The following is a 20,881-nucleotide window of genomic DNA, read 5'->3' on the forward strand; positions in this document are numbered from 1 at the left end:
GACTCCCTTCCGGATCAGTACTGCCGGCCGGCTGCCCGGTCAGTCGCGGAGGTTGAGCTGCGGCAGCTGCCAGCGACCGTCCAGCACCGGCGGCTCGGGTCCGTACACCCGGAGCACCACGGTGAACGGACCGGCGGGCGCCGGAAGCCAGTTGGCCGCCCGGTCCGGCTCGGCGGGCCGCTCGTGCTGCAGGACCAGGCTGAGCGAACCGTCCTCCCCGTACACCAGGCCCGGGGTGCGGTCGCCGATCGAGTAGCGGCCGGCCGGGTTCACCGCCAGCAGACGGTCGGGCAGCCGGTACATGGTCACGGACCACAAGAACCTGGCCGGCGGGAGCTGCCCGGCCGGGAAGTCCAGGGTGTAGCGGCCCTCGGCGGCGTCCAGCGGGCGGTTGCCCTGGTCGTCGGCGAGCCAGTCGGTGGACCAGATCTCCTCGACCGGCAGCCCGTACCTGCCCTGCTGGGCTCCCACCGCGCGGGCCAGGTAGTCGCTGCCGAGCTGGGCCCGGGTGCCGAACCAGGCGGTGCTCTCCAGGCCCTTGGCCGCCTCCGCCGCCAGTCTGGCCCGGCCGTCCGCGATGCCCCGCAGCATCGCCGCCCGGACGTCCAGCGGCAGCGCCGCCGACTCGAAGTCGCCTGCACCGACGCCGAGTTCGGCCAGCCGGCTGCGCAGGTCGGCCTCGGCGGGCAGTACCGGGAAGAAGCCGAGCAGGAAGTCCAGCAGGACGAAGAACTCCAGCGTCTCCAGCACCTCGTCGTCCCGCCAGACCGGCCAGTGCGGCTCGGGTGCGGCGGGCGGCGGCTCGGTGCCGAGATGGGCGCTGAGCGGTCTGAGCGAGTACTGCGCCTGGAGCTCCCGCAGCGCGGGCAGGTCCTGCGGGCCCGCCAGGTAGGTGCGGCCGAGGATGCCGACCAGTTCGGTGTCCGCCCGCAGCACGCCGTCGAAGCCCGCTCTGGCGTCCCCGGTGAAGTGCGGCCCCGCGATCAGGTAGCGGCCCGCCGCCTGTCCGGTGGTCCGGGAACCGATGAAGCCGACGTACGAGGTGTCCAGGTCGTGCACCGCCAGGACGTAGTAGCGCTCCGTGGCCGGGACCTCCAGCACCCACGGCTCGGCCCGCAGGTCCAGCCAGGCGCAGGAGTACGGGGTGTCGGCGCTCGGCGCCACCAGGTCGACGTCCGCCGGGGTGAACGGGTTCGGGTAGTGCCGGAAGACGCCGAAACCGCCGACGAAACGCGGGTCCGCGTCGTCGACGGCCTGCGGGTACATGGTCCGGTAGTTCGCCAGCAGGGCGGAGCCCCAGATCCACGCCTCGGTGGCGGTCTCCCTGATCGTCGCCGGGTCCACGAGTGCCGGGTTGCCCATGCTGCCGTACTCCCCACTGCCTGGCCGGACCGCTGCCCGGTCACACCGGGTCACGCCGATGACCGGCTGGCCGACCGGCGAGCTATTCGGACATTACCGCACAAAGTGGGTGCTAGATGCGGTCCGAAGCCTTGGCACGCCGGAGGCACGGAGGAGCGCGCCGAGCACGGCCCACCGGAACGACACGCCGCACTCCGCCACGAGTGAACGAAAGTCAGCTCGAAGTGAACGACCGTACCCAGCAAGGGTAGTGACGTGCAGTCTTGCCGGTATGAACATCCTCGTACTCGGCGGCACGTCCTTCCTCGGACGCGCCTATGTCACCGAAGCGCTGCGCCGCGGCCACCGCGTCACCACCTTCAACCGCGGCCTGAGCGGAGCCGACCAGGACGGCGTCGAGGCCGTCCGGGGCGACCGCAACTCGGCCGCCGACCTGGAACGGCTGGTCGACGGCCGGCGGTGGGACGCGGTGGTGGACACCGCCGGCCAGCAGCCCGCCGCGGTCGCCCTCGCCGCCCGCCTGCTGCGGCCTCACACCGACCGCTACAGCTTCGTCTCCTCCATCCACGCCTTCGCCGACTGGCCCGCGCTGCCGGTCAGCGAGGACTCCCCCACCCACCCCTGCCCGGCCGACACCCCGGCGGACCAGCCCCCGGCCAACGCGCTGAAGGCCGGCTGCGAGCGCGCACTGCTGGAACACTTCGGCGCCGAGCGCTCGGTGATCCTCAACTGCGGCCTGCTGATCGGCCCTTACGAGAACGTCGGCCGCCTGCCCTGGTGGCTGGAGCGGATCACCCGGGGCGGAAAGGTGGCCGCGCCCGGCAGCCCCGACCGGACCATGGCACTGATCGACGCCCGGGACTTCGCCGCCTTCGGGCTCGACCTCGTCGAGCGCGGGGCCTCCGGCCGGTACGTGACCACTGCACCGGCCGGGTCGACCACCATGGGCGAGTGGCTGGCCACCTGTGTGGAGGTCACCGGCGGCAAGGCCGAGCTGGTCTGGATCGACGACGAGGCACTGCTGGCGGCCGAGGTCACTCCCTGGGTCGAGCTGCCGCTCTGGACCCCCGACCTGCCCGAGTGGCAGGGCATCTGGCTGGCCGACACCGCCAAGGCCCAGGCCGCCGGGCTGAACTGCCGCCCGATCGCCGAGTCCGTCCGCGACACCTGGGCCTGGATCCAGGAGCGTGGCCCCCGCACCAAGCCCTACACCCAGGGCAGCGTCCCGCTCGGGATCGACCCGGCCAAGGAGCGCAGACTGTTGGAGCAGGCGGCGGGCTGAACCCCGCCCGAGGGCTCCGGGCGCCCGGCCGGGGGCGGGGGAAGCCTGGACGGGGCGGGGCACCCGGCCGAGGGGTGGGGCACCGCGTGGGCCGGCCGCTGTGGAGCCGGCCGGTTTCGCGGTGCCCCTCCCCCCTTGGCGGGAGCCCGTCAGCGCGGCGGAGGCAGGCGCTGCAGGAAGACGTCGAACGCCGTCGGCTTGACCGCCGTGACCCCCGCGAACGGGAAGTCCATCTCCCTGATGACGATCAGTGAGATCACCACCAGCCCGCTGAGCGCCAGCACCATCAGCGCGTGCGAGAAGGTGTTGGAGAGTCCGAACAGGAAGGTGAAGCCGACCGTCAGCACACCACCGATGATCAGCGCCGCCCAGAGCAGCGGCGGCACGTCCTCGTCCACCTGGCTCAGCCGGGCGCGGCGCTCGGAGGCCAGGCTCTCCAAGTGGCTGACCGCGTGGTCGTAGAGCACCCGCTGCTGGTCGTTGCCCGCCTGGATCGCGAAGACGTCATCGCGCATCTGGTAGACGAGTTCGGTCGCGGCCGGAAGGGACTCGTGGTGGGCCATCAGCGGCCACTCGCTGTCTTTGACCGTTTGGGCGTAGTCGAGGGTGTGCTTCTCCAGCTGCGGGCCGAGCGGAGCCGGCAGCTGGCGGGAGATCCAGTAGATCCCCGCCAGCGAGTCGGCCTCCTTGAAGGTGGTCTTGCGGGCCGCGTCGTTGTTGTCCCAGACCGCGATCACCACGAACGCCAGGAGTACTGCGTAGAGCACCCCCACGGCGGCGAAGATGAACCCCGCCACATCGTTGTGAACCTCGCGTACCGGGTGCGGGATGAAGCGTTGCACCAGGTACAGCACCGCCGAGACGGCTAGCAGGACGCCGACCAGGATCCCGATGTCCAACAGACTCATACGTTGTGCTTCCCTGCCCTTGCGGTTGTGCGGACCTGCGGACGTGCAGAGGTGGTTCTGGGTGCAAGGGCGCGGTCGGACGCGGAGTCGGGGACGGGCCCTCAGTGGTTGCGGCGGGTGACCAGTTCGGCCAGCGCCAGCAGGTCGTCGGCGGCGGTCGGATCGGGGACGGCTGTGGAGAGGTGGCCGATCGCGGCCGCCATCCGCTCACAGGACTCGGTCTGTGCCCAGGCCCGCCCGCCGGCGCCGTCCACCGCCGCCGCGGCGGCCAGCAACTCCTCGGCCGTCAGCGGCCTCTCGAGCGCGTAGAGCTCGGCGAGCACCGCCGCCTCCTCGGATCCGGAGGAGAGCGCGTGGACCACCGGCAGTGACTTCTTCCGGGCGGCGAGATCGGCGCCGACCGGCTTCCCGGTGACGGCCGGGTCGCCCCAGATGCCGATCAGGTCGTCGATCAGCTGGAAGGCCAAGCCGATCTCCCGGCCGAAGGCGTCCAGGGCCTGCGTGGCGTTGTCGTCGGCGCCGGCGTAGAGCGCGCCGATCGCGCAGGCGCAGCCGAGCAGGGCCCCGGTCTTGCCCTCGGCCATGGTCAGGCACTCGGCGAGCGAGACGTCGTCACGCCGTTCGAAGGCGCAGTCGCTCTGCTGGCCCGCGCAGAGCTCGACGACGCAGTCGGCGAGCCGGCGGACGGCCGCCGGGGTGGCCGGGTGGTCGTCCTCGGCGAGCGTGCGCAGCGCGAGCGAGTGCATCGCGTCGCCGGCCAGGATGGCCTCGGTGGTGCCGAACACCCGCCAGGCGGTGAGGCGGTGGCGCCGGGTCTGATCCCGATCGATGACGTCGTCGTGCAACAGGGTGAAGTTGTGCACCAGTTCGACGGCCGCCGCCGCCCGGACGGCCTCGGCCGGGCGGCGGCCGAGGGCCTGTACGGCTGCCAGCACCAGTGCCGGGCGGATCGCCTTGCCCGCACCGGCGTTCGCGGGCGTACCGTCCGGCTCCCACCAGCCGAAGTGGTACCCGGCGATCCGGCGCATCGACTCGGGCAGCGTGCCGATCGCGGAGCGCAGCGCCGGGTCGACCAGCGTCCGCGTCCGGACCAGCACGTCGGCGACCTGGTGGCCCTCCCGGCTGCCGCGGTCGAGTGTGAAGATCCCCATGTGTGTTCCTCCCCCGGATCGTCGGGCTCTTTCGGTGGGCCTTCCACGAGGCCCTACCCAGCCCCTCCCCCGACCCCGGTCGGGGCTTTTCCAATACAGGCGGTCAGGCGGGGCGTGGTCGCAAAATCCGACCGACCGCACCCCGCTTTCCGGTCAGGATCCGCACCGGACAGAAATCGACCGGGCGGAATCAGTCACGCGGACGCGCGACATCAACGTTCTCCAGTACGCCGATCGCATCCGGAACCAGAATGGCGGCCGAGTAGTAGGCACTGACCAGATAGGAGATGATCGCCTTCTCGTTGATGCCCATGAAACGCACCGAGAGGCTCGGCTGGTACTCGTCCGGAATTCCGGTCTGGTGCAGGCCGACGACGCCCTGGTTGTCCTCCCCGGTACGGAGCGCGATGATCGAGCTGGTGTGCCCGTCCACGATCGGGATCTTGTTGCAGGAGAAGATCGGCACACCGCGCCAGGCCGGGACCTGCTGACCGTGGACCTCGGTCGGCGTCGGGTAGAGGCCGCGCTTGCTGCACTCCCGGCCGAAGGCGGCGATCGCCTTCGGGTGGGCGAGGAACATCTTGGTGCCCCGGCGGCGGCTGAGCAGATCGTCCATGTCGTCCGGGGTGGGCGGGCCGGAGTGGGTCTGGATCCGCTGGCCGTACTCGGCGTTCTGCAGCAGGCCGAATTCGCGGTTGTTGATCAACTCGTGCTCCTGGCACTCACGGAGCGCCTCGATGGTCAGCCGCAGCTGCTGCTCGATCTGGTTCATCGGCTGGTTGTAGAGATCGGCCACCCGGCTGTGGACCTGGAGCACCGTCTGGGCGACGCTCAGCTCGTACTCGCGCGGAGCGAGCTCGTAGTCCACGTACGTGGCGGGGAGCTCGATCTCGCCCTCGTGGCCCGCAGCCAGCTCGATCTCGGCCTCGCCGTGCTTGTTCTGCGACTGCTGCGCGTCGGCCAGGTAGGCGGCGATCTGGTCGCGCAGCGCCTCGGAGCGGTTCACCAACTGCTGGAACGCGGCCCAGGGCAGTACGAGCGCCGTACCGGCGGTGGCGGCCTTGACCGAGTACTCCCAGAGCGCGTCGGCCTGGTGGACGGCCTCGTCGCCGAGGTGGTCACCGTCGGCCAGCACGCCGAGCACGGTGGTCTCACCGTACTTGCCGTTGCCGATCCTGTTCACCTTGCCGTGCGCGATCAGGAAGACCTCGTCGATCGGCTGGCCTGCCTCGACGAGCACCTCGCCCGCCGCGAAGTCCCGCTGGACGAACCGGCCGGCCAGCTCCTCCAGCACCGTGTCGTCCCCGAGGCCCCGCAGCACGGGCACCTCGCGCAGCGACGGCGGGACGACCCTGACCTCCGCGCCGGTCTTCACAAAGCTCACCCGGCCGCGCCCCACCGCATAGCTCAGCCGGCGGTTCACCCGGTAGGTACCACCGGAAACCTGCACCCACGGCAGCATCTTGAGCAGCCAGCGGGAGCTGATGCCCTGCATCTGCGGCTCGGACTTGGTGGTCGTAGCCAGATTCCGCGCGCCGGCGGTGGTCAGGCTGGTCTGCTGCCGGTCCTGCGGCTGGCCGCTCTGAGCGGGAATACCGAGATTTGTTTCGGTCGTCATTAGAGAGAGCCTCCGCATGAGCGCATGAAGTATCGCTTTACTGCACACATGCTGCGCCCAACCGGAGTCATTCGCAATCACTCTTTCGAGTGGCGGGAATAGGTGCCAAATTAGTACGACTGGTTCACCTGTTCAATTAGCCGATCGGCCGCCTCATAGAGTCGGCGGCAATTCAGCACGTCAGGGCATCGGGGAGCCGCGAGCGAAGATCGAACAGTCGTACCCGAACGGCCGGGGCAGCGAACCCACCGCCACCCCGACCGTCGGCGCACACCCGCCTGCGTACGCCTGCCTACGTACGCCTGTCCGCCCGAGTCCGCCTGCCGCCTGCACCGACTGCCGGCGCAGCCCTGCCAGCGCGGACCCGCCCGCCGGCACTCCCGCAGATGCCCCTACAGGTGGTCCCTCAGGTACTCCGAAACGCTCCGGCACCATCCGGCGAGCTCCTCGCGGTGGTGCAGCTGCCCCTCGCACAGGGCGGCGACCTGCGCGTCGGTGAGCCGGTCGGGGCTGTGCACCTCCAGCAGGTGCGAGACCTCCCGCAGCGTCGTCGACAGCCGCTCGGCATCGGCATGGCTGAGCATCACCAGCGCGTCGGTGTGGCCAATCGTCATGGAACCAGGCATCGAGCCCTCCTACAGTCGGCCCCCTGTCCGATCGGTTCCCCGTCCTGCGGGATCCCGTCCGGCCGGACCCGAGTCCGCCCGGACCCCCGTCCACGGTACGGCCGCCGACACGACGACTGCATCCGGTGCGCGCCTCCGGCGCCGAGAACGGCCGCCGCGCTATCAACGGAAGGGCAAATAGGTACAAACCCTTTCATTGGAGTCCGCCATGCCGCTTCTCACCCGAGCCCCGCAGCAGTTCTTACTCACTCTCGACGATTCCGGCCTGATCGCCGAGATCGAGGCGTACCTGGCTTCCCTGCCGACCCCCGCGCGCACCGCCGTCCCGTACGTCTGCGCCCTCGGGAGCGTCCGCCGGCCCTGGAACGCCGGCCACCCGGAGCCCCGGCCGACCCTGCTGGACCGGATCGCCCGCCGTCCGCCCCGCCCGGTCCCGGTCACCGTGGCCGACCATCTGCGGCTCACCTCCCACTACATCGCCTTCCACGGCTGGCTCCAGGGCGCGATGTGGGACGAGGCCGGACGGGTCTGCCTGCTCGGCGCGCAGGCGGCGGTACTCGCCCACGGGTACGGCACACCGGACCACGCCCGCCGCGGCCGCGTCCAGGTGATGGAGGTGCTGCACGGCACCGGGCATCCGGTGGCCTCCCCCGACGAGTACAACGACGCCCCGACCACCCGCCAGGCCGACGTCCACCGGCTGCTCGACCGGGCCGCGAGCCGGGCGTCCGGCCTGGGCATCTAGCGGGGCGGGCCTCCGGGCCCGCCCCGGCCGGCCGACGTTCCGGGGCACCGCCGCTCCACCGAGCCGGACGCGCCACTTCGCCAGGCCGCGCCCGGGCGGTGTACGGTCGGGTGTCGTTCGCTGGACCGGGGAAACGTGAAGGGGGTGGGGTGCCGATGGCCCCGCGCCGGAGCGCCGACCCCGCGGCCCGGACCTTCGTCGAGGAGGCCCGCCGCCGCCAGATCATCGAGTGCACGATCGACCTGATCTCCACCCGCGGCTACCCCGCGACCTCGCTCTCGGCCATCGCCGAGGAGGCCGGCATCTCCAAGTCGGCGGTGCTGTACCACTTCTCCTCCAAGGACAACGTCACCCAGGCGACGCTCGACCACGTCTTCGAGCAGTTCACCGGGTACGTCCGGGAGCGGGTGGCGGCGGAGTCCGATCCGCTCGACACCGTGATCGCCTACCTGCGCGCGATGATCGGCTACCAGCAGGCCAACCGGCGCCATGTCCGGGTGATCACCGAGATGCTGCTGGACGACCGAGGCGGCACCCAGCTGAAGAACCCCGGCTCACATGACACCCGCGGCCGCTGGCAGGAGCTGGCCGCCCTGCTCGCCGCCGGCCAGCAAGCCGGCCGCCTGCGCGAGTTCGACACCCAGGTGACGGCGCTGGCCATCGGCGGCGCGATCGACAGCGTCATCTCGCACTGGCTGGTCCACCCCGAGCTCGATCTCGACGCCGCCACCGCCGAGTTGGAGACCTTCACCCTCAACGCCATCCGACCGCGCGACTAGCCACCACATTTCAGCGCGCGAGGGACTCGCCGCCAGCCCGCCGCGCCGGCAAGCGAGTTCACCGCGCGCTCACCCGCTGCGCTTGGGCTCCCATTTGCGACACGCCATCAGATCCGCCATCAGATCCGATGCGACGCACTCGCCTTCCGCGCGGTACGGCCCTCACGCCGCCACGGCGGCTACCGTCGCGCGAAGGCGGGTGCACGTTCGGGGCGGATGCCGATGCCGCCGAGGTAGCCCGTCACACTGCGCAGCGCCGGCACCCGCCGCATCAGGCGGATCGGAACCGGCAGGCGCTCGGTGTCGAGCGTTCCGCTGAGAGCTGGGCCGTGCATCATGTCGTGGTCGCCCAGCTGCGTCTTCTGCATGAAGGCCATCGGCAGCCAGCGCCGCTTCTGCACCCGCGCCAGGTCGGCGAGTCGGACGCGGCCGCGGCGCAGCGGGTCGGCGAGGATACGGGCCGCCGCGACGGCGTCCTGCACCGCGAGGTTGACCCCGACACCGCCGACCGGGGACATGGTGTGGGCGGCGTCGCCGATGCACAGCAGGCCCTCCCGGTACCAGCGCGGAAGCCGGCCCATCGTCACCTCCAGCAGTTTGACGTCCTCCCAGGACTCGATCGCGTCCGTCACCTCGGCGCCCCAGCCGAACAGTTCGCCCAGCTCGTCACGGAACCACTGGATCCCCTGGGCCCGCAACCCCGTGTCGCCGCCCTTGGGGATGAGGTACGAGGTCTGGTAGTAGTCGCCGCGGTCCGTGGTGACCGCGACCCGCCCGCTGCGGACCTGCCCGAAGACCCGGCCCGCCTTGTCGCGGTCGGGCCGCAGGACCGGTACCCGCACCTGCCAGACGTCCATCGGCACCTCGAACCAGTCGGGCCGCATCCCGGCCTCCCGGCGGACCTCCGAGCCCCGGCCGTCGCAGGCGACCACCAGGTCGGCCGCGAGCTCGCCGGGTGACCCGTCCTCGTCGACGTAGTGAACGCCCGTCACCCGGCCACGCTCGGTGCACAGGCCGGTGAACGCGGTGTGCATCCGCAGGGTGAACGAGGGCTCCTCGGCGGCGGCTTCGGCGAGCAGGTTGAGGAAGTCCCACTGCGGGACCATGGCGATGTACTTGTGGGGGCCGGGGATCCAGCGGAAGTCGGCCATGGTGACGGTGTGTTCGCCGATGTTCATCTGCATCTCCTCCAGCCTGCGGGCCGGAAGTCGGGCGAACCTGCGGCCGAGGCCGAGTTCGTCCAGCAGTCGCAGGGTGGAGGGGTGGATGGTGTCGCCCCGGAAGTCCCGCAGGAAGTCCCCGTGCTTCTCCAGCACGGTCACCTCGACTCCGGCCCTGGCCAGCAGCAGTCCGAGCATCATCCCCGCCGGGCCACCACCCACCACACAGCACGTCGTCCGCTCCATGTCCACGCTCCCCTCGCAGCAAGGCTCTGACCGAACGGTCAGTCAACTGACCGCACGGTCAGGCTAGCACCGGCTAGCGGGAACGCCAGGGCACCGGGGACTGCGCCTCCACCCGGACGCCGACACCGGGCGCACCCCCCGGACCAACACCCTTCGACTGCAGGCAGGCCCACCGCCACGAGCGACAATCGACCGCCCACCCCCCGCACGCCGCCTCCCGATCGGACCGCACGACACCTGACGCGGCCGCGCGAGGCACTCCCGTCCGCCGCCGACATCGCCCCCGGCGCCCGACGGGCACCACCAGATCGCGGTCACGGCGGAGGCCAAAGCGCACGCAGCGCAGGAGAGGCCGCGCGAGGCGATGGACCACATGAACCGGCCGCTGAAGCGGCGCCCGACCTCAAACGGGGCCGGGAAGTTACCCAGCCCCGTAACCGCGGCGCCGCGCCAGCCGCAACCCGCGCAGCTCCCCGCCGAGTCGCGCACCTACGCCCACCGACACCCCAGCACCCGCCACGACCTGCGGAGATTGCTTCGACTTCGCACATGTGCGCCCACGAACCGCGGAACCCGGGGAGGAGATCCGCCCCCTTCGGCACCTCATCACTTAAACTGTCGCCATCACACAACGTGAGGGTTCATGTGAGCAGCGTGAATGAAGCACCAAGAAGGTCGCGGCGTCACCTCGTACTCCGCGGATCACTGATCGCCGCGCTCGTCGTGCAGTTGGCCGTGCTCGTCTCCCAGCAAATGCAGATCGACGATCTGCAGGCTCAGCGCATCGGCGATCTGCAGGGCGAGCACATCGTGCACGGACCCTCCGGTCCGCCTGGCCCCTCCGGCCCGGCCGGCCCCGCCGGCCGCGACGGCCTGCAAGGCAGGGACGGGAAGGACGGCAAGGACGGACAGGACGGACAGAACGGGCGAGAAGGGCGAGACGGCGTCGAGGGCAGGGAGGGCAAGGAGGGCAAGGACGGCAAGGACGGCACGAACGGGCAGAACGCTGCCGCCGAGCCATCGCCGAGCGAGTCCCACGACCACGGTAAGCCCCCCTGGAACAGGGGGCCCCTCCCCGGCGACCTATTCGGCGTTCACAGTTCACGATGGCCCCAGGCTCCGCAGCCCACGGGCCCGCACGTGATGAAGCAATCTCCCTAGGTCATGGCGGCGTTGGGGTGCCGAAAGGCGTAGGTGCGCGGCTCTCGGCAGAAAGCTGCGCAGGTTGCGACTGAGAGCGCACCCGCGACCGCGCACGTCAACAGCGCGGCCGTCGCCTACTCGTTGCGCGCCGAGGGCCTTCGCGCCCCACGTCCGAACCATCCAGCCGCGAAGTCGGTGGCCTGACCCGACCAAGCGACCGCGACCGGGATCGCCGACAAGCTCGGTGAAGCCATCCGCGGAGCGCTCGGCGGCGAGGATCCGCCGGCCGATTCCGGCACGGCAGTGGCACGGCCGTCCCGACGAACTGCACCGCTCGGACAACGACGAAGGGCCGGTTCCCGAGGATCACCCTCGTGAACCGGCCCTTCCGTGCGTGCTGCAGGGTTTCAAGCGGAGAGCCCCCTGTCGGGTTCGAACCGACGACCCCCGCTTTACAAGAGCGGTGCTCTGGCCAGCTGAGCTAAGGAGGCACGGTGGCCGTCCGCGGCGGACCACGGCGGCACCAGGGGCAGTCTACCGGGACGGGGGGCCGTGGTGGTGGCGGATATCAAGGTGACCGGTATGACCGGGCTGTCCCGGTTGTGATCGGATCGATGCCGAAATCGGGCGCTGTGGGGGGCTGACAGCGGGTGAACCGGCGGGTAGCGTCGCCCGGAGTCGAATCCCGTCGGCTGGTTCAGACCACTGGCGGCGGGGTGGCGGCAGGACAACCCAACCCTTTACTCGGATCGTCCGGCACGTTCCTGCCGGTGAAGGAGAGCACAGTCATGGCTTCTGTGACGTACGACAAGGCGACCCGCCTCTACCCGGGCGGGACCAAGCCGGCCGTCGACGCGCTGGACCTGCACATCGAGGACGGCGAGTTCCTCGTGCTGGTCGGCCCGTCCGGCTGCGGCAAGTCGACCAGCCTGCGGATGCTGGCGGGCTTGGAGGACGTCAACGGCGGCGCCATCCGGATCGGTGACAGGGACGTCACCCACCTGCCGCCGAAGGACCGGGACATCGCGATGGTGTTCCAGAACTACGCGCTGTACCCGCACATGACCGTCGCCGACAACATGGGCTTCGCGCTCAAGATCGCGGGCGTCAGCAAGGACGTGATCCGCACCAAGGTCGAGGAGGCCGCGAAGATCCTCGACCTCACCCAGTACCTGGACCGCAAGCCGAAGGCGCTCTCCGGCGGTCAGCGCCAGCGTGTCGCGATGGGCCGCGCGATCGTCCGCGAGCCGCAGGTCTTCCTGATGGACGAGCCGCTGTCCAACCTGGACGCCAAGCTGCGCGTCTCCACCCGCACCCAGATCGCCGGCCTGCAGCGCCGCCTGGGCATCACCACCGTGTACGTGACCCACGACCAGACCGAGGCCATGACCATGGGCGACCGGGTCGCGGTGCTCAAGGACGGCCTGCTGCAGCAGGTCGACACCCCCCGGGCGATGTACGACAGGCCCGCCAACGTCTTCGTGGCCGGCTTCATCGGCTCCCCGGCGATGAACCTGGTCGAGGTTCCGTTGGTGGACGGCGGTGTGAAGTTCGGCGGCTCGGTCGTCAACATCTCGCGTGAGGACCTGGCCGGCGCGGGCAGCGACAAGACCGTGACCGTCGGCATCCGGCCGGAGCACTTCGAGATCGTCCCGGCGGGCGGCATCGAGGGCGTCGCGGTCACCGTCAACGTGGTCGAGGAACTCGGCGCGGACGGCTTCGTCTACGGCACCACCAAGATCGGAGGCGCGGACCGGGACATCGTCGTGCGCGTGCACGGCCGCCAGGTCCCGCAGAAGGGCGAGACCATCCACGTGGTCCCGACCGGTGGCGAGGCGCACGTCTTCTCCAGCAGCACAGGCGAGCGCCTGAGCTCCTGAGCAACCGCGTGAGCCCCCGGCGGACGGTGTCCGCCGGGGGCTCACGCATTGGCTTGCACGCGACCCGTCCGCTCTGCGCGCCACCTTCGCGTCAACACGCCGTACGGACGAACCGGGACACGCGTCACTCATTGGTGTAACGGAGTGCAACCCATGACTCACCGAGCGCTACTCTCCTGAGCGTGAAACAGCTCGTGCGCCGTATCGGCCAGACCGTCGCCCTCACCCTTCCCGTGATCCTGGTGACCACCGGGACCCTCGCCGTGACCCATGTCCCCTGGGCCCAGCCGACCAGGCTGGACCAGCAGGTGGTCGCGGCGTCCAGCGGCGACGGCACCATCGGCCGCAGCACCACGACCACCGGCACCGAAGGGCTCTCCCCGCAGGACGCCCTCCGCGCCGACCTGATGGACGAGCTCCGCAACCACAACCCGGGCACGGCGCTCGACCTGCTGGAACGCACCATGCGCGAGAAGCCGTCCCTCACCCCGTACTGCAGCAACCTCGCCGCGGACCTCGGGCGCGCCGCCGTCCGCAAGTACCAGGGCGACGTCCAGCGGGCCCGCTCCTTCGCCCGCCCGGTCTGCGACGGCTCGTTCGCGGCGGGCGCGGCCGGCTGACCCCGGCGGCCGGGGCCGCCGATTGCCGCCGCTGGGCTCCCCGGCACCGGCCGGGGACCTTATCGTTCTCGGCATGACCGTCCCCGCACCGTTCTCGCCGTGACCGCCCCGGCGTCCCGCTCCGCCCCGCGGGTGGTCCCGCAGGCCGTGACCCAGGCCGTCATCCTGGCCGGCGGCCAGGGTTCCCGGCTGCGCCCGTACACCGACGACCGCCCGAAGCCGCTGGTCGAGATCCCCGGAACCGGAGTACCGATCGTCGGGCACCAGCTGACCTGGCTAGCCACCGAGGGTGTCACCGACGTGGTGATCTCCTGCGGGCACCTGGCCGGGGTGCTCCAGGAGTGGCTGGACAAGGCTGACCTGCCGTTGGACGTCTGCACGGTCGTGGAGGCGGAGCCGCTCGGACGCGGCGGCGGCCTGAAGTACGCCTCGAAGGCGCTGCCCCACCCCGACGCGCCCTGGTACGCCGCCAACGGCGACATCTGGACCCGCTTCAGCCTCCGCGACATGGCCGCCTTCCACCATGAGCGCGACGCCGTCGCCACCCTCGCGCTGGCCCGGCCGCGCATCCCGTGGGGCACCGTGGAGACCGACCGGTTCGGCAACGTACTGGACTTCATCGAGGCGCCGCCTTCCCCGTTCCTGATCAACGCCGGCCTGTACGTCTTCGGGCCGGAGTTCCACGAGCTGCTCCCGGACGTCGGCGACCACGAGCGCACCACCTTCCCGCAGCTCGCCCGCAGCGGGCGGCTCGCGGGGTACCAGCTGCCGCAGGGCTGCTACTGGCGGGCCATCGACACCGTGAAGGACCTCACCGAGGCCGCCAGGGAGCTCTCCTCGGGCGGGTGAGTCGCAGACGGCAGCCTCGGCCCGGCACGGCGAGCGGTGCCTCCTCCCGAAGCCCCGGGAAGGCCCGGGAAACGGAGACTGCCGGGCCCCTTCCGATCGGAGGGGGCCCGGCAGTCGTGACCGGGAGCAGCCGTACCGTCAGACGGTGGTGCCGCCCGGCCTGACGCCGTAGTGCGCGCCGTTCATGCCGAGCGCGGGGAGCGGTCCGCTGCCCAGGACCCCGCCGAGCAGGCCGCCGCTCGAGGAGGCCGGCTTCGGGGTGGACCCGCCCGCGCCGGAACCCGAGCCGGGCGAACTCCCGCTGCGGCTGCCCGCGCCACTGCTGGAACCCGACCCGGTGCCCGCGCCCTCGCCGCCGGCCGAGCTCCGGTCCGGCCTCGCGCTGTGCGTCTTCCCGCTCCTGCTGGAGGAGGCGGACGGGGAGGCCGCCGTGGACGAGGGGGTGGACGACGGGGACCGCGAGGCCGAGGCGGCAGAGCTGGACACGGGCGCCGGCACCGGCGCCGGCATGACCGGGGAGACCGGCCCCGAGGACGGCCCGTTGCCGGGCCACACCGGCGTTCCGTAGTCGGGCGACGGCGTGGCCGGACCGGGGACGGGCCGGCCGCTGGTACGGACCGCCGCGCCCAGCACGGAGCCGAGCAGCAGGGTCGTCCCGATCACCAGGGTGGTCACCACGGCACCGCAGCGCAGGATCCGGCGGCGCAGCACGGCCGGGGCATCGGAGCCGTACCGGCGCCACGCCTCCAGCGCGATCCGGCCGTCCAGGGAGCCGAACGGGGCACCGGCGATCAGCAGTGGGCTCCAGGCGGCCAGGAAGATCAGGTCGGGTGCGTCGTAGACCGGGACGGCCCGCCAGCTGACGGTGAACAGCAGGACCGCGGAGAGCACCATCGCCGCTCCGGCCGCGAGCCGCTGCCAGAGCCCGAGGATCGACAGGACGCCCACCACGACCTCGGTGAACGCCACGCCGAGCCCGGACCCGACGGGATGCGCCATGGCGAAGTCGAGCAGCGGCTGCGCCACCTTCCAGGGGTGGAGCGAGCCGAGCCAGCGCATCATCGAGCCGCGCTGGCCGCCGTCGAAGTACACCGGGTCGCAGAGCTTGCTGAAGCCGGCGTAGACCGAGAGCGAGCCGAGCAGCACGCGCAGCGGCAGCAGCACCAGGCCGAGGTCGACCTTCCGGCCCGGGTACCAGGCGTGCCGGTTCTCCCCGCCGACCGGGTGACTGACCTCGGGCAGCTCACCACCGGGCGTCCACGGGGGCCGCATCCGCATGCCCGGAGACTGCGCGGAGGCCCCGTACGAGCCACCGGCGCGGCCGCGGCCCTCGGGCGAGCCCGGCTGCTTCGGCACCGCCTGCCCGTACTGCTCGGGCTGCCCGTACGGGTCCCGGTACGGCCCGGAGGGCGGGAACGGCTCCAGTCGCTGGGTGTCCTCCACCCCGAGCGGGGCCGGGCCGCTGCCGGGCGCGGCGGCCGGGGCGGGCACGGTGTTGAGGCGGACTGCGTCCAGCAGTTGGGTCGCCGCCAGGTCGCCCGGCGCGGCCTGTCCGCTCCAGGTGACGGCGGTGACCCGGCCCTTGCGCCGCACGGGCGTACCAACCGAACCGACCGACGACCCGGCGGTGCCGACCGCACCGACACCCGTCAGCGCCGCCGCGAACGCCGAACCGTCCACCACCACGTGCGGGGTGACCAGCGGCCTGTCGCCGAGGCTCTGCGTGCCGTACGGGTTGCCGAAAGCCGCATCCGCCGGGGACTCGATCAGCGAGGCCACCGGGGTGGTGAGCCGTACCCGGAAGCTGGCCTGGGTGCTGCTCAGCCTGGCCGGATCGGACGGCACCTTGACCGTGTTGAGGCTGGGCTCGTCGTCTATCCCAGCCGTGCCGCCCTGCCTCGGGCGCCGAGGTGTTCTGGTGTCCACACCCGTCTAACCGGGTGACAGCCACTTAGGACACTCTCCCGGGTGGATTCCTGGCGGTGATTGAAGTGATCATGCGCAAACCGATCGGGCCCGGTCAGGCCCGATCGGTTGACGGTCACAAAGTCGCCGGTCGAGAACCGGCGACGTCGGTCAGCGCTTGGCGCGCAGCCGCGCGGCCTCGTACAGCACGATGCCCGCGGCGACACCGGCGTTCAGCGACTCGGTCTCACCCGGCATCGGGATCCGCACCCGGATGTCGCAGGTCTCGGCGACCAGCCGGGACAGGCCGCGGCCCTCGCTGCCCGCGACGATCACGACCGGGCCGGTGAGCACGTCCAGGTCGCCGATCTCGGCCTCGCCGTCGGCGGCCAGGCCGACGACCATCAGGCCGGCCTTCTGGTAGGCCTCCAGGGCCCGGGTGAGGTTGGTGGCCCGGGCGACTTGCAGCCGCGCCGCCGCACCGGAGGAGGTCTTCCAGGCGCCGGCCGTCATGCCGGCGGCCCGGCGCTCGGGAATGACCACGCCGTGCGCGCCGAAGGCGGCGGCGGAACGGACCACGGCACCGAGGTTGCGGGAGTCGGTGACCCCGTCCAGCGCCATGATCAGCGCGTCCTGGCCGAGATTGGCGGCCTCCTCCAGCAGGTCCTCGGGGTGCGCGTACTCGTACGGCGGGACCTGGAGCACCAGACCCTGGTGGTTGAGCCCACCGGTCATCTGGTCCAGCTGCGGACGCGGGGCCTCCATCAGCGGGATGCCGCGCTCGTTGGCGGCCTGGAAGGCCTCGCGGACGCGGTCGTCGGTGTCGATGAACTGCATCACGTACAGCGCGTTGGCCGGGACGCCGCCCTGCAGCGCCTCGACCACCGAGTTGCGGCCGACCACCAGCTCGGCCGCGCCCGCGCCACCGCGCCCGCCCCGGCCGCCGGCTCCGGCGCGGCGCATGCCGGCGCGCGCCTTGGCGTCCCGCTCGCGCTTCAGCGCGGCGTTGGCGGCACGCTGCTTGGGGTGGCCCTTGCGGGCCTCACCGGGCGGGGTCGGGCCCTTGCCCTGGAGCGCCCTCCGGCTGTGGCCGCCGGTCCCGACACTCGCGCCCTTCTTGGATCCGGGGTTGCGGCGGTTCCTGCGCTGGCTGTTGCCGGCCATGGCTGTACTTCCTGTCTGTCCGTCATGCCGGGCGGCCGATTCCCGCCCGCGGCATGCTCTGCGTCATGTGGGCCCCTCCCCGCCCGCTGCCGGACAAGGAGGGAGGGCCGCACCGGTCCGGAACGGCCCACCCTCACCCCTTGGGCGCCCAGGCGCCCAAGGGGTTACTGGTTGTTGATGATCCAGCGCGGGCCGGACGGGGTGTCCTCAATGGTGAGGCCCGCCTGCGAGAGCTGGTCGCGGATGGCGTCCGCCGTGGCGAAGTCCTTGCGAGCCCGGGCCGCCTGCCGCTGCTCCAGCACCAGCTGGACCAGCGAGTCCACCACGCCGTGGAGGTCGTCGCCCCGGTCGGCCCCGGCCCAGTGCTCGTCGAGCGGGTCGAGACCCAGCACTCCGAGCATCGCACGGACCTCGGCGAGACGCGCCACCGCGCTCTCCTTGTCGTCCGCGGTGAGCGCGCTGTTGCCTTGCCGGACTGCAGTGTGCACGACCGCGAGCGCCTGCGGCACCCCGAGGTCGTCATCCATCGCCTCGGCGAAGGCCAGCGGCACCTCGGGCGCGGCGTCCACCCGGCCGCAGCGCTCGACCGCGCGCTCGATGAAGCCCTCGATCCGCCCGAAGCCGGTCTCCGCCTCGCGGATCGACTCCTCGCTGTACTCGATCATCGAGCGGTAGTGCGGGGCGGCCAGGTAGTAGCGGAGCACGATCGGCCGCCAGCGCTGGACCATCTCGGAGATCAGCACCGAGTTGCCGAGCGACTTGCTCATCTTCTCGCCGCTCATGGTGACCCAGGCGTTGTGCACCCAGAAGTTGGCGAAGTCGTCGCCGAAGGCGCGGGACTGGGCGATCTCGTTCTCGTGGTGCGGGAAGATCAGGTCGAGCCCGCCGCCGTGGATGTCGAAGGCCTTGCCCAGGTACTTGTGCGCCATGGCCGAGCACTCCAGGTGCCAGCCCGGGCGACCCCGGCCCCACGGAGTGTCCCAGCTGGGCTCCCCCGGCTTGGCCGCCTTCCACATCGCGAAGTCGCGCGGGTCCCGCTTGCCGGTCTCGCCCTCGCTCTCGGGCTGCAGCAGGTTCTCCAACCGCTGGTTGGACAGCCCGAGGTACTGCGGGAAGGTGCCGACCGCGAAGTAGACGTTGCCCTCGGACTCGTACGCGTGCCCCTTCGCGATGAGCTTCCGCATCATCTCGATCATCTCGGGGACGTGTCCGGTGGCCCGGGGCTCGACCGAGGGCGGCAGGCAACCCAGCTCGGCGTAACCCTCGTTGAAGGCACGCTCGTTGGTGTACGCGATCTCGAACCACGGGGTGCCGAGCTCGCGCTCCTTCTTGATCACCTTGTCGTCGATGTCCGTGACGTTGCGGACGAAGGTGACCTGGTAGCCGCGGTAGGTGAACCACCGGCGCATCACGTCGAAGTTGAGGTTGGACCGGATGTGTCCGATGTGCGGGGCCGCCTGGACGGTCGCCCCACACAGGTACATCGAGACACAGCCCGGTACAAGCGGGACGAAGTCGCGTACCTGGCGGGTGCTGGTGTCGTACAGGCGAAGGCTCACAGCGTCAAGCGTAGTGGGCGGCGGGGGGTGCCCCGCCACCTTTACGGGACCCGATGCCCACTTCTTCGTCGGGTCCACGCCGATCGCCGCCGGACTCAGAAGCGGCCGACCACCTTGCGGGGCTTGATCCGGACCACCACCCGGACGTCGTCGGGACCGTCCATGTCGTAGTCCTTGCCCATGTACTTGTGGGCCAGCTCGTTGATCAGCTCCCGGGCGCCCTCCCGGCTCAGGGCCGCCTCGCCGCGCAGTTCGACGTAGGTGTAGGGCTGCTCCGGCGGGTTGACCACGACGGAGACCCGCGGGTCCCGGACCAGGTTGAGGTGCTTCCGGCGGCCTTCGACGGTGGAGAACAGGACGTCGTCGCCGTCCCGCTTCACCCAGACGACGGACGACTGCGGGCTACCGTCGGGCAGCAGGGTGGTCACCACCGCGAAGGCCTTGCCGTCGAGCAGCGCCTTTGCCTGGTCGGGAAGTTCTGCGGCCATGAGTCGGACCTCTCCTCTGGTGCGGTGAACGGTCGGGCGGGCGGCGATCCGCCGCCCGCCCACGCTATCGACTCTCTTGCCGTACAGGAGGGTTGAACACTCGTCAGGCCGCAAATCGTCCCGGCCGACGGTCAGCTGCCGACGGTCAGAACCGGTACACCAGCGCGGTGGCGATCGCGGCCAGGCCCTCGCCCCGGCCGGTGAGGCCGAGCCCGTCCGTGGTGGTGCCGGAGACCGAGACCGGGGCCCCGACGGCGGCCGACAGCGCGGCCTGCGCCTCGTCCCGGCGCTTGCCGATCTTCGGGCGGACGCCGATCACCTGGACCGAGACGTTGCCGATCTCGAAACCCGCCGCGCGCACCAGCCGGGCCGCCTCGGCGAGCAGGGTCACCCCGGCGGCGCCGGACCACTCCGGCCGGTCGGTCCCGAAGTGCGCGCCCAGGTCGCCGATCCCGGCGGCCGAGAAGAGCGCGTCGCACGCCGCGTGCGCGGCCACGTCGGCGTCCGAGTGCCCGGCCAGGCCGACCTCGGAGTCCGGCCAGTCGAGGCCGGCCACCCTGAGCGGGCGCCCCACCTCGAAGGCGTGCACGTCGGTGCCGATACCGATCCGCGGAATCAGCGGCTCAGAAGCCATCGGAGGCCCTCCTGCGGGCGAGTACGGCCTCGGCGAGCACGAGGTCCAGCGGACGGGTGACCTTGAAGGCCTCCTCGTGGCCGGGCACCACGACCACCTGACCGCCGTAGCGCTCGACCAGACCGGCGTCGTCGGTGACCGGCGGCAGGCCGCCGCCGGCCTCCTCGGCCAGCGCCTTCTGGTGCACCTCGTGCAGGGTGTCCAGACGGAAGCCCTGCGGGGTCTGCACCGCGCGCAACGTGGCGCGGTCGGGCGTGTCGAGCACCGGCTCGGGCACCCCCGGCGCGGCGGCCGGAGTGACCCGCTTGACCGTGTCGGCCAGCGGCACGGCCGGCACGACGGCCTCGGCGCCCGCCCGGACGGCGGCGGCGACCGCGTCCACCACCTCCACCGGGACCAGCGGCCGGGCGGCGTCGTGCACCAGCACGATCCCGGTCCCGGCCGGGATCGCGGCCAGGCCCAGGCGCACCGACTCCTGCCGGGTCGCGCCACCGGCCACCACCCGGATGTCCTTGCCGTCCAGGCCGTGGCTGTCCAGCAGTGCGGCCACTCCGGCCACACCGTCCGGCGGCGCAGCGACCACCACCAGGCCGACCGCCCGGCTGCGCGCCAGCGCCCGGACCGCGTGCACCAGCAGGGGCACCCCGCCGAGCTCGCGCAGGGCCTTGGGCGCGCCCGGCCCAAGCCGTTCACCCCGCCCGGCGGCGGGTACGACGGCTGCTGCAACTGCTGCTGTGGCGTTCAGGTTTCACTCCTTCGCCG

The 20,881-nt window shown here is 71.7% G+C and carries 18 protein-coding genes and 1 tRNA gene; 6 read left to right on the forward strand and 13 right to left on the reverse strand.

The annotated features are described in order from the left end of the window. Nucleotides 1-39 precede the first annotated feature (39 nt). Nucleotides 40-1,362: a DUF1254 domain-containing protein gene (locus tag ABD369_RS05090; protein ID WP_344634973.1), complete on the reverse strand. Its 1,323-nt coding sequence runs from the start codon at nt 1,360-1,362 to the stop codon at nt 40-42. 271 nt (nt 1,363-1,633) lie between these two features. Between ABD369_RS05090 and ABD369_RS05095 the strand changes: the two genes are divergently transcribed. Then, nucleotides 1,634-2,644, forward strand: coding sequence for an NAD-dependent epimerase/dehydratase family protein (locus ABD369_RS05095; RefSeq protein ID WP_344634974.1), 1,011 nt, complete (start codon nt 1,634-1,636; stop codon nt 2,642-2,644). Between the two features lie 149 nt (nt 2,645-2,793). Here ABD369_RS05095 and ABD369_RS05100 read toward each other — a convergent pair whose 3' ends face one another. The 4 genes from ABD369_RS05100 to ABD369_RS05115 form a co-directional block, all read right to left on the reverse strand. Further along, nucleotides 2,794-3,552 carry a bestrophin-like domain gene (locus ABD369_RS05100; RefSeq protein ID WP_344634975.1) on the reverse strand — a complete coding sequence of 253 codons (759 nt, stop codon included), beginning with the start codon at nt 3,550-3,552 and terminating at the stop codon, nt 2,794-2,796. 101 nt (nt 3,553-3,653) lie between these two features. Continuing rightward, nucleotides 3,654-4,703: a family 2 encapsulin nanocompartment cargo protein polyprenyl transferase gene (locus ABD369_RS05105; RefSeq protein ID WP_344634976.1), complete on the reverse strand. Its 1,050-nt coding sequence runs from the start codon at nt 4,701-4,703 to the stop codon at nt 3,654-3,656. A gap of 190 nt (nt 4,704-4,893) precedes the next feature. After that, nucleotides 4,894-6,321 (reverse strand): family 2B encapsulin nanocompartment shell protein, encoded by a 1,428-nt coding sequence (locus ABD369_RS05110; protein WP_344634977.1) that lies wholly within the window; start codon nt 6,319-6,321, stop codon nt 4,894-4,896. 392 nt (nt 6,322-6,713) lie between these two features. Next, a complete protein-coding gene (locus ABD369_RS05115; protein ID WP_344634978.1) occupies nt 6,714-6,947 on the reverse strand; it encodes a hypothetical protein in 234 nt (77 codons plus the stop codon). Nucleotides 6,948-7,155: 208 nt separating this feature from the next. On the opposite strand from ABD369_RS05115, the gene ABD369_RS05120 reads away from it, so the two are divergent. Together ABD369_RS05120 and ABD369_RS05125 are read left to right on the forward strand one after the other, a co-directional pair. After that, entirely contained in the window at nt 7,156-7,692 is a 537-nt protein-coding gene (locus ABD369_RS05120) for a DUF6197 family protein (RefSeq protein WP_344634979.1), read from the forward strand. Between the two features lie 155 nt (nt 7,693-7,847). Further along, complete coding sequence (locus ABD369_RS05125) at nt 7,848-8,471, forward strand: TetR/AcrR family transcriptional regulator (protein ID WP_344634980.1); 624 nt, start codon at nt 7,848-7,850, stop codon at nt 8,469-8,471. 179 nt (nt 8,472-8,650) lie between these two features. Here ABD369_RS05125 and ABD369_RS05130 read toward each other — a convergent pair whose 3' ends face one another. Together ABD369_RS05130 and ABD369_RS05135 are read right to left on the reverse strand one after the other, a co-directional pair. Further along, nucleotides 8,651-9,877 (reverse strand): FAD-dependent oxidoreductase, encoded by a 1,227-nt coding sequence (locus tag ABD369_RS05130; RefSeq protein ID WP_344634981.1) that lies wholly within the window; start codon nt 9,875-9,877, stop codon nt 8,651-8,653. A gap of 1,560 nt (nt 9,878-11,437) precedes the next feature. After that, a tRNA-Thr gene (locus ABD369_RS05135) sits at nt 11,438-11,511 on the reverse strand. 297 nt (nt 11,512-11,808) lie between these two features. On the opposite strand from ABD369_RS05135, the gene ABD369_RS05140 reads away from it, so the two are divergent. From ABD369_RS05140 to ABD369_RS05150, 3 genes are all read left to right on the forward strand, one after another. Further along, entirely contained in the window at nt 11,809-12,900 is a 1,092-nt protein-coding gene (locus ABD369_RS05140; RefSeq protein ID WP_344634982.1) for an ABC transporter ATP-binding protein, read from the forward strand. Between the two features lie 182 nt (nt 12,901-13,082). Continuing rightward, nucleotides 13,083-13,520 (forward strand): peptidylprolyl isomerase, encoded by a 438-nt coding sequence (locus ABD369_RS05145; RefSeq protein ID WP_344634983.1) that lies wholly within the window; start codon nt 13,083-13,085, stop codon nt 13,518-13,520. A gap of 99 nt (nt 13,521-13,619) precedes the next feature. Then, nucleotides 13,620-14,369: a nucleotidyltransferase family protein gene (locus tag ABD369_RS05150; RefSeq protein WP_344634984.1), complete on the forward strand. Its 750-nt coding sequence runs from the start codon at nt 13,620-13,622 to the stop codon at nt 14,367-14,369. 138 nt (nt 14,370-14,507) lie between these two features. Here ABD369_RS05150 and ABD369_RS05155 read toward each other — a convergent pair whose 3' ends face one another. The 6 genes from ABD369_RS05155 to ispD form a co-directional block, all read right to left on the reverse strand. Further along, nucleotides 14,508-16,295 carry a DoxX family membrane protein gene (locus tag ABD369_RS05155; protein ID WP_344634985.1) on the reverse strand — a complete coding sequence of 596 codons (1,788 nt, stop codon included), beginning with the start codon at nt 16,293-16,295 and terminating at the stop codon, nt 14,508-14,510. Nucleotides 16,296-16,445: 150 nt separating this feature from the next. Beyond that, complete coding sequence (rlmB, locus tag ABD369_RS05160) at nt 16,446-17,438, reverse strand: 23S rRNA (guanosine(2251)-2'-O)-methyltransferase RlmB (RefSeq protein ID WP_344634986.1); 993 nt, start codon at nt 17,436-17,438, stop codon at nt 16,446-16,448. A 164-nt stretch (nt 17,439-17,602) separates the two neighbouring features. Next, the gene (cysS, locus tag ABD369_RS05165; protein ID WP_344634987.1) at nt 17,603-18,997 is read right to left on the reverse strand and encodes a cysteine--tRNA ligase; all 1,395 of its coding nucleotides are present in this window, start codon (nt 18,995-18,997) and stop codon (nt 17,603-17,605) included. Between the two features lie 95 nt (nt 18,998-19,092). Continuing rightward, nucleotides 19,093-19,485, reverse strand: a complete 393-nt coding sequence (locus ABD369_RS05170) for a PPOX class F420-dependent oxidoreductase (RefSeq protein ID WP_344634988.1) — start codon at nt 19,483-19,485, stop codon at nt 19,093-19,095. A 145-nt stretch (nt 19,486-19,630) separates the two neighbouring features. Then, nucleotides 19,631-20,119 carry a 2-C-methyl-D-erythritol 2,4-cyclodiphosphate synthase gene (ispF, locus tag ABD369_RS05175; protein WP_344634989.1) on the reverse strand — a complete coding sequence of 163 codons (489 nt, stop codon included), beginning with the start codon at nt 20,117-20,119 and terminating at the stop codon, nt 19,631-19,633. Then, nucleotides 20,109-20,864 (reverse strand): 2-C-methyl-D-erythritol 4-phosphate cytidylyltransferase, encoded by a 756-nt coding sequence (gene ispD, locus ABD369_RS05180; protein ID WP_344635103.1) that lies wholly within the window; start codon nt 20,862-20,864, stop codon nt 20,109-20,111. Before ispD ends, ispF begins: the two co-directional genes overlap by 11 nt. Between the last annotated feature and the right edge of the window lie 17 nt (nt 20,865-20,881).

Origin of the sequence: Kitasatospora cystarginea, assembly GCF_039533515.1 — a bacterium.
In the GTDB taxonomy this organism is placed as follows: Bacteria; Actinomycetota; Actinomycetes; order Streptomycetales; family Streptomycetaceae; genus Kitasatospora; species Kitasatospora cystarginea.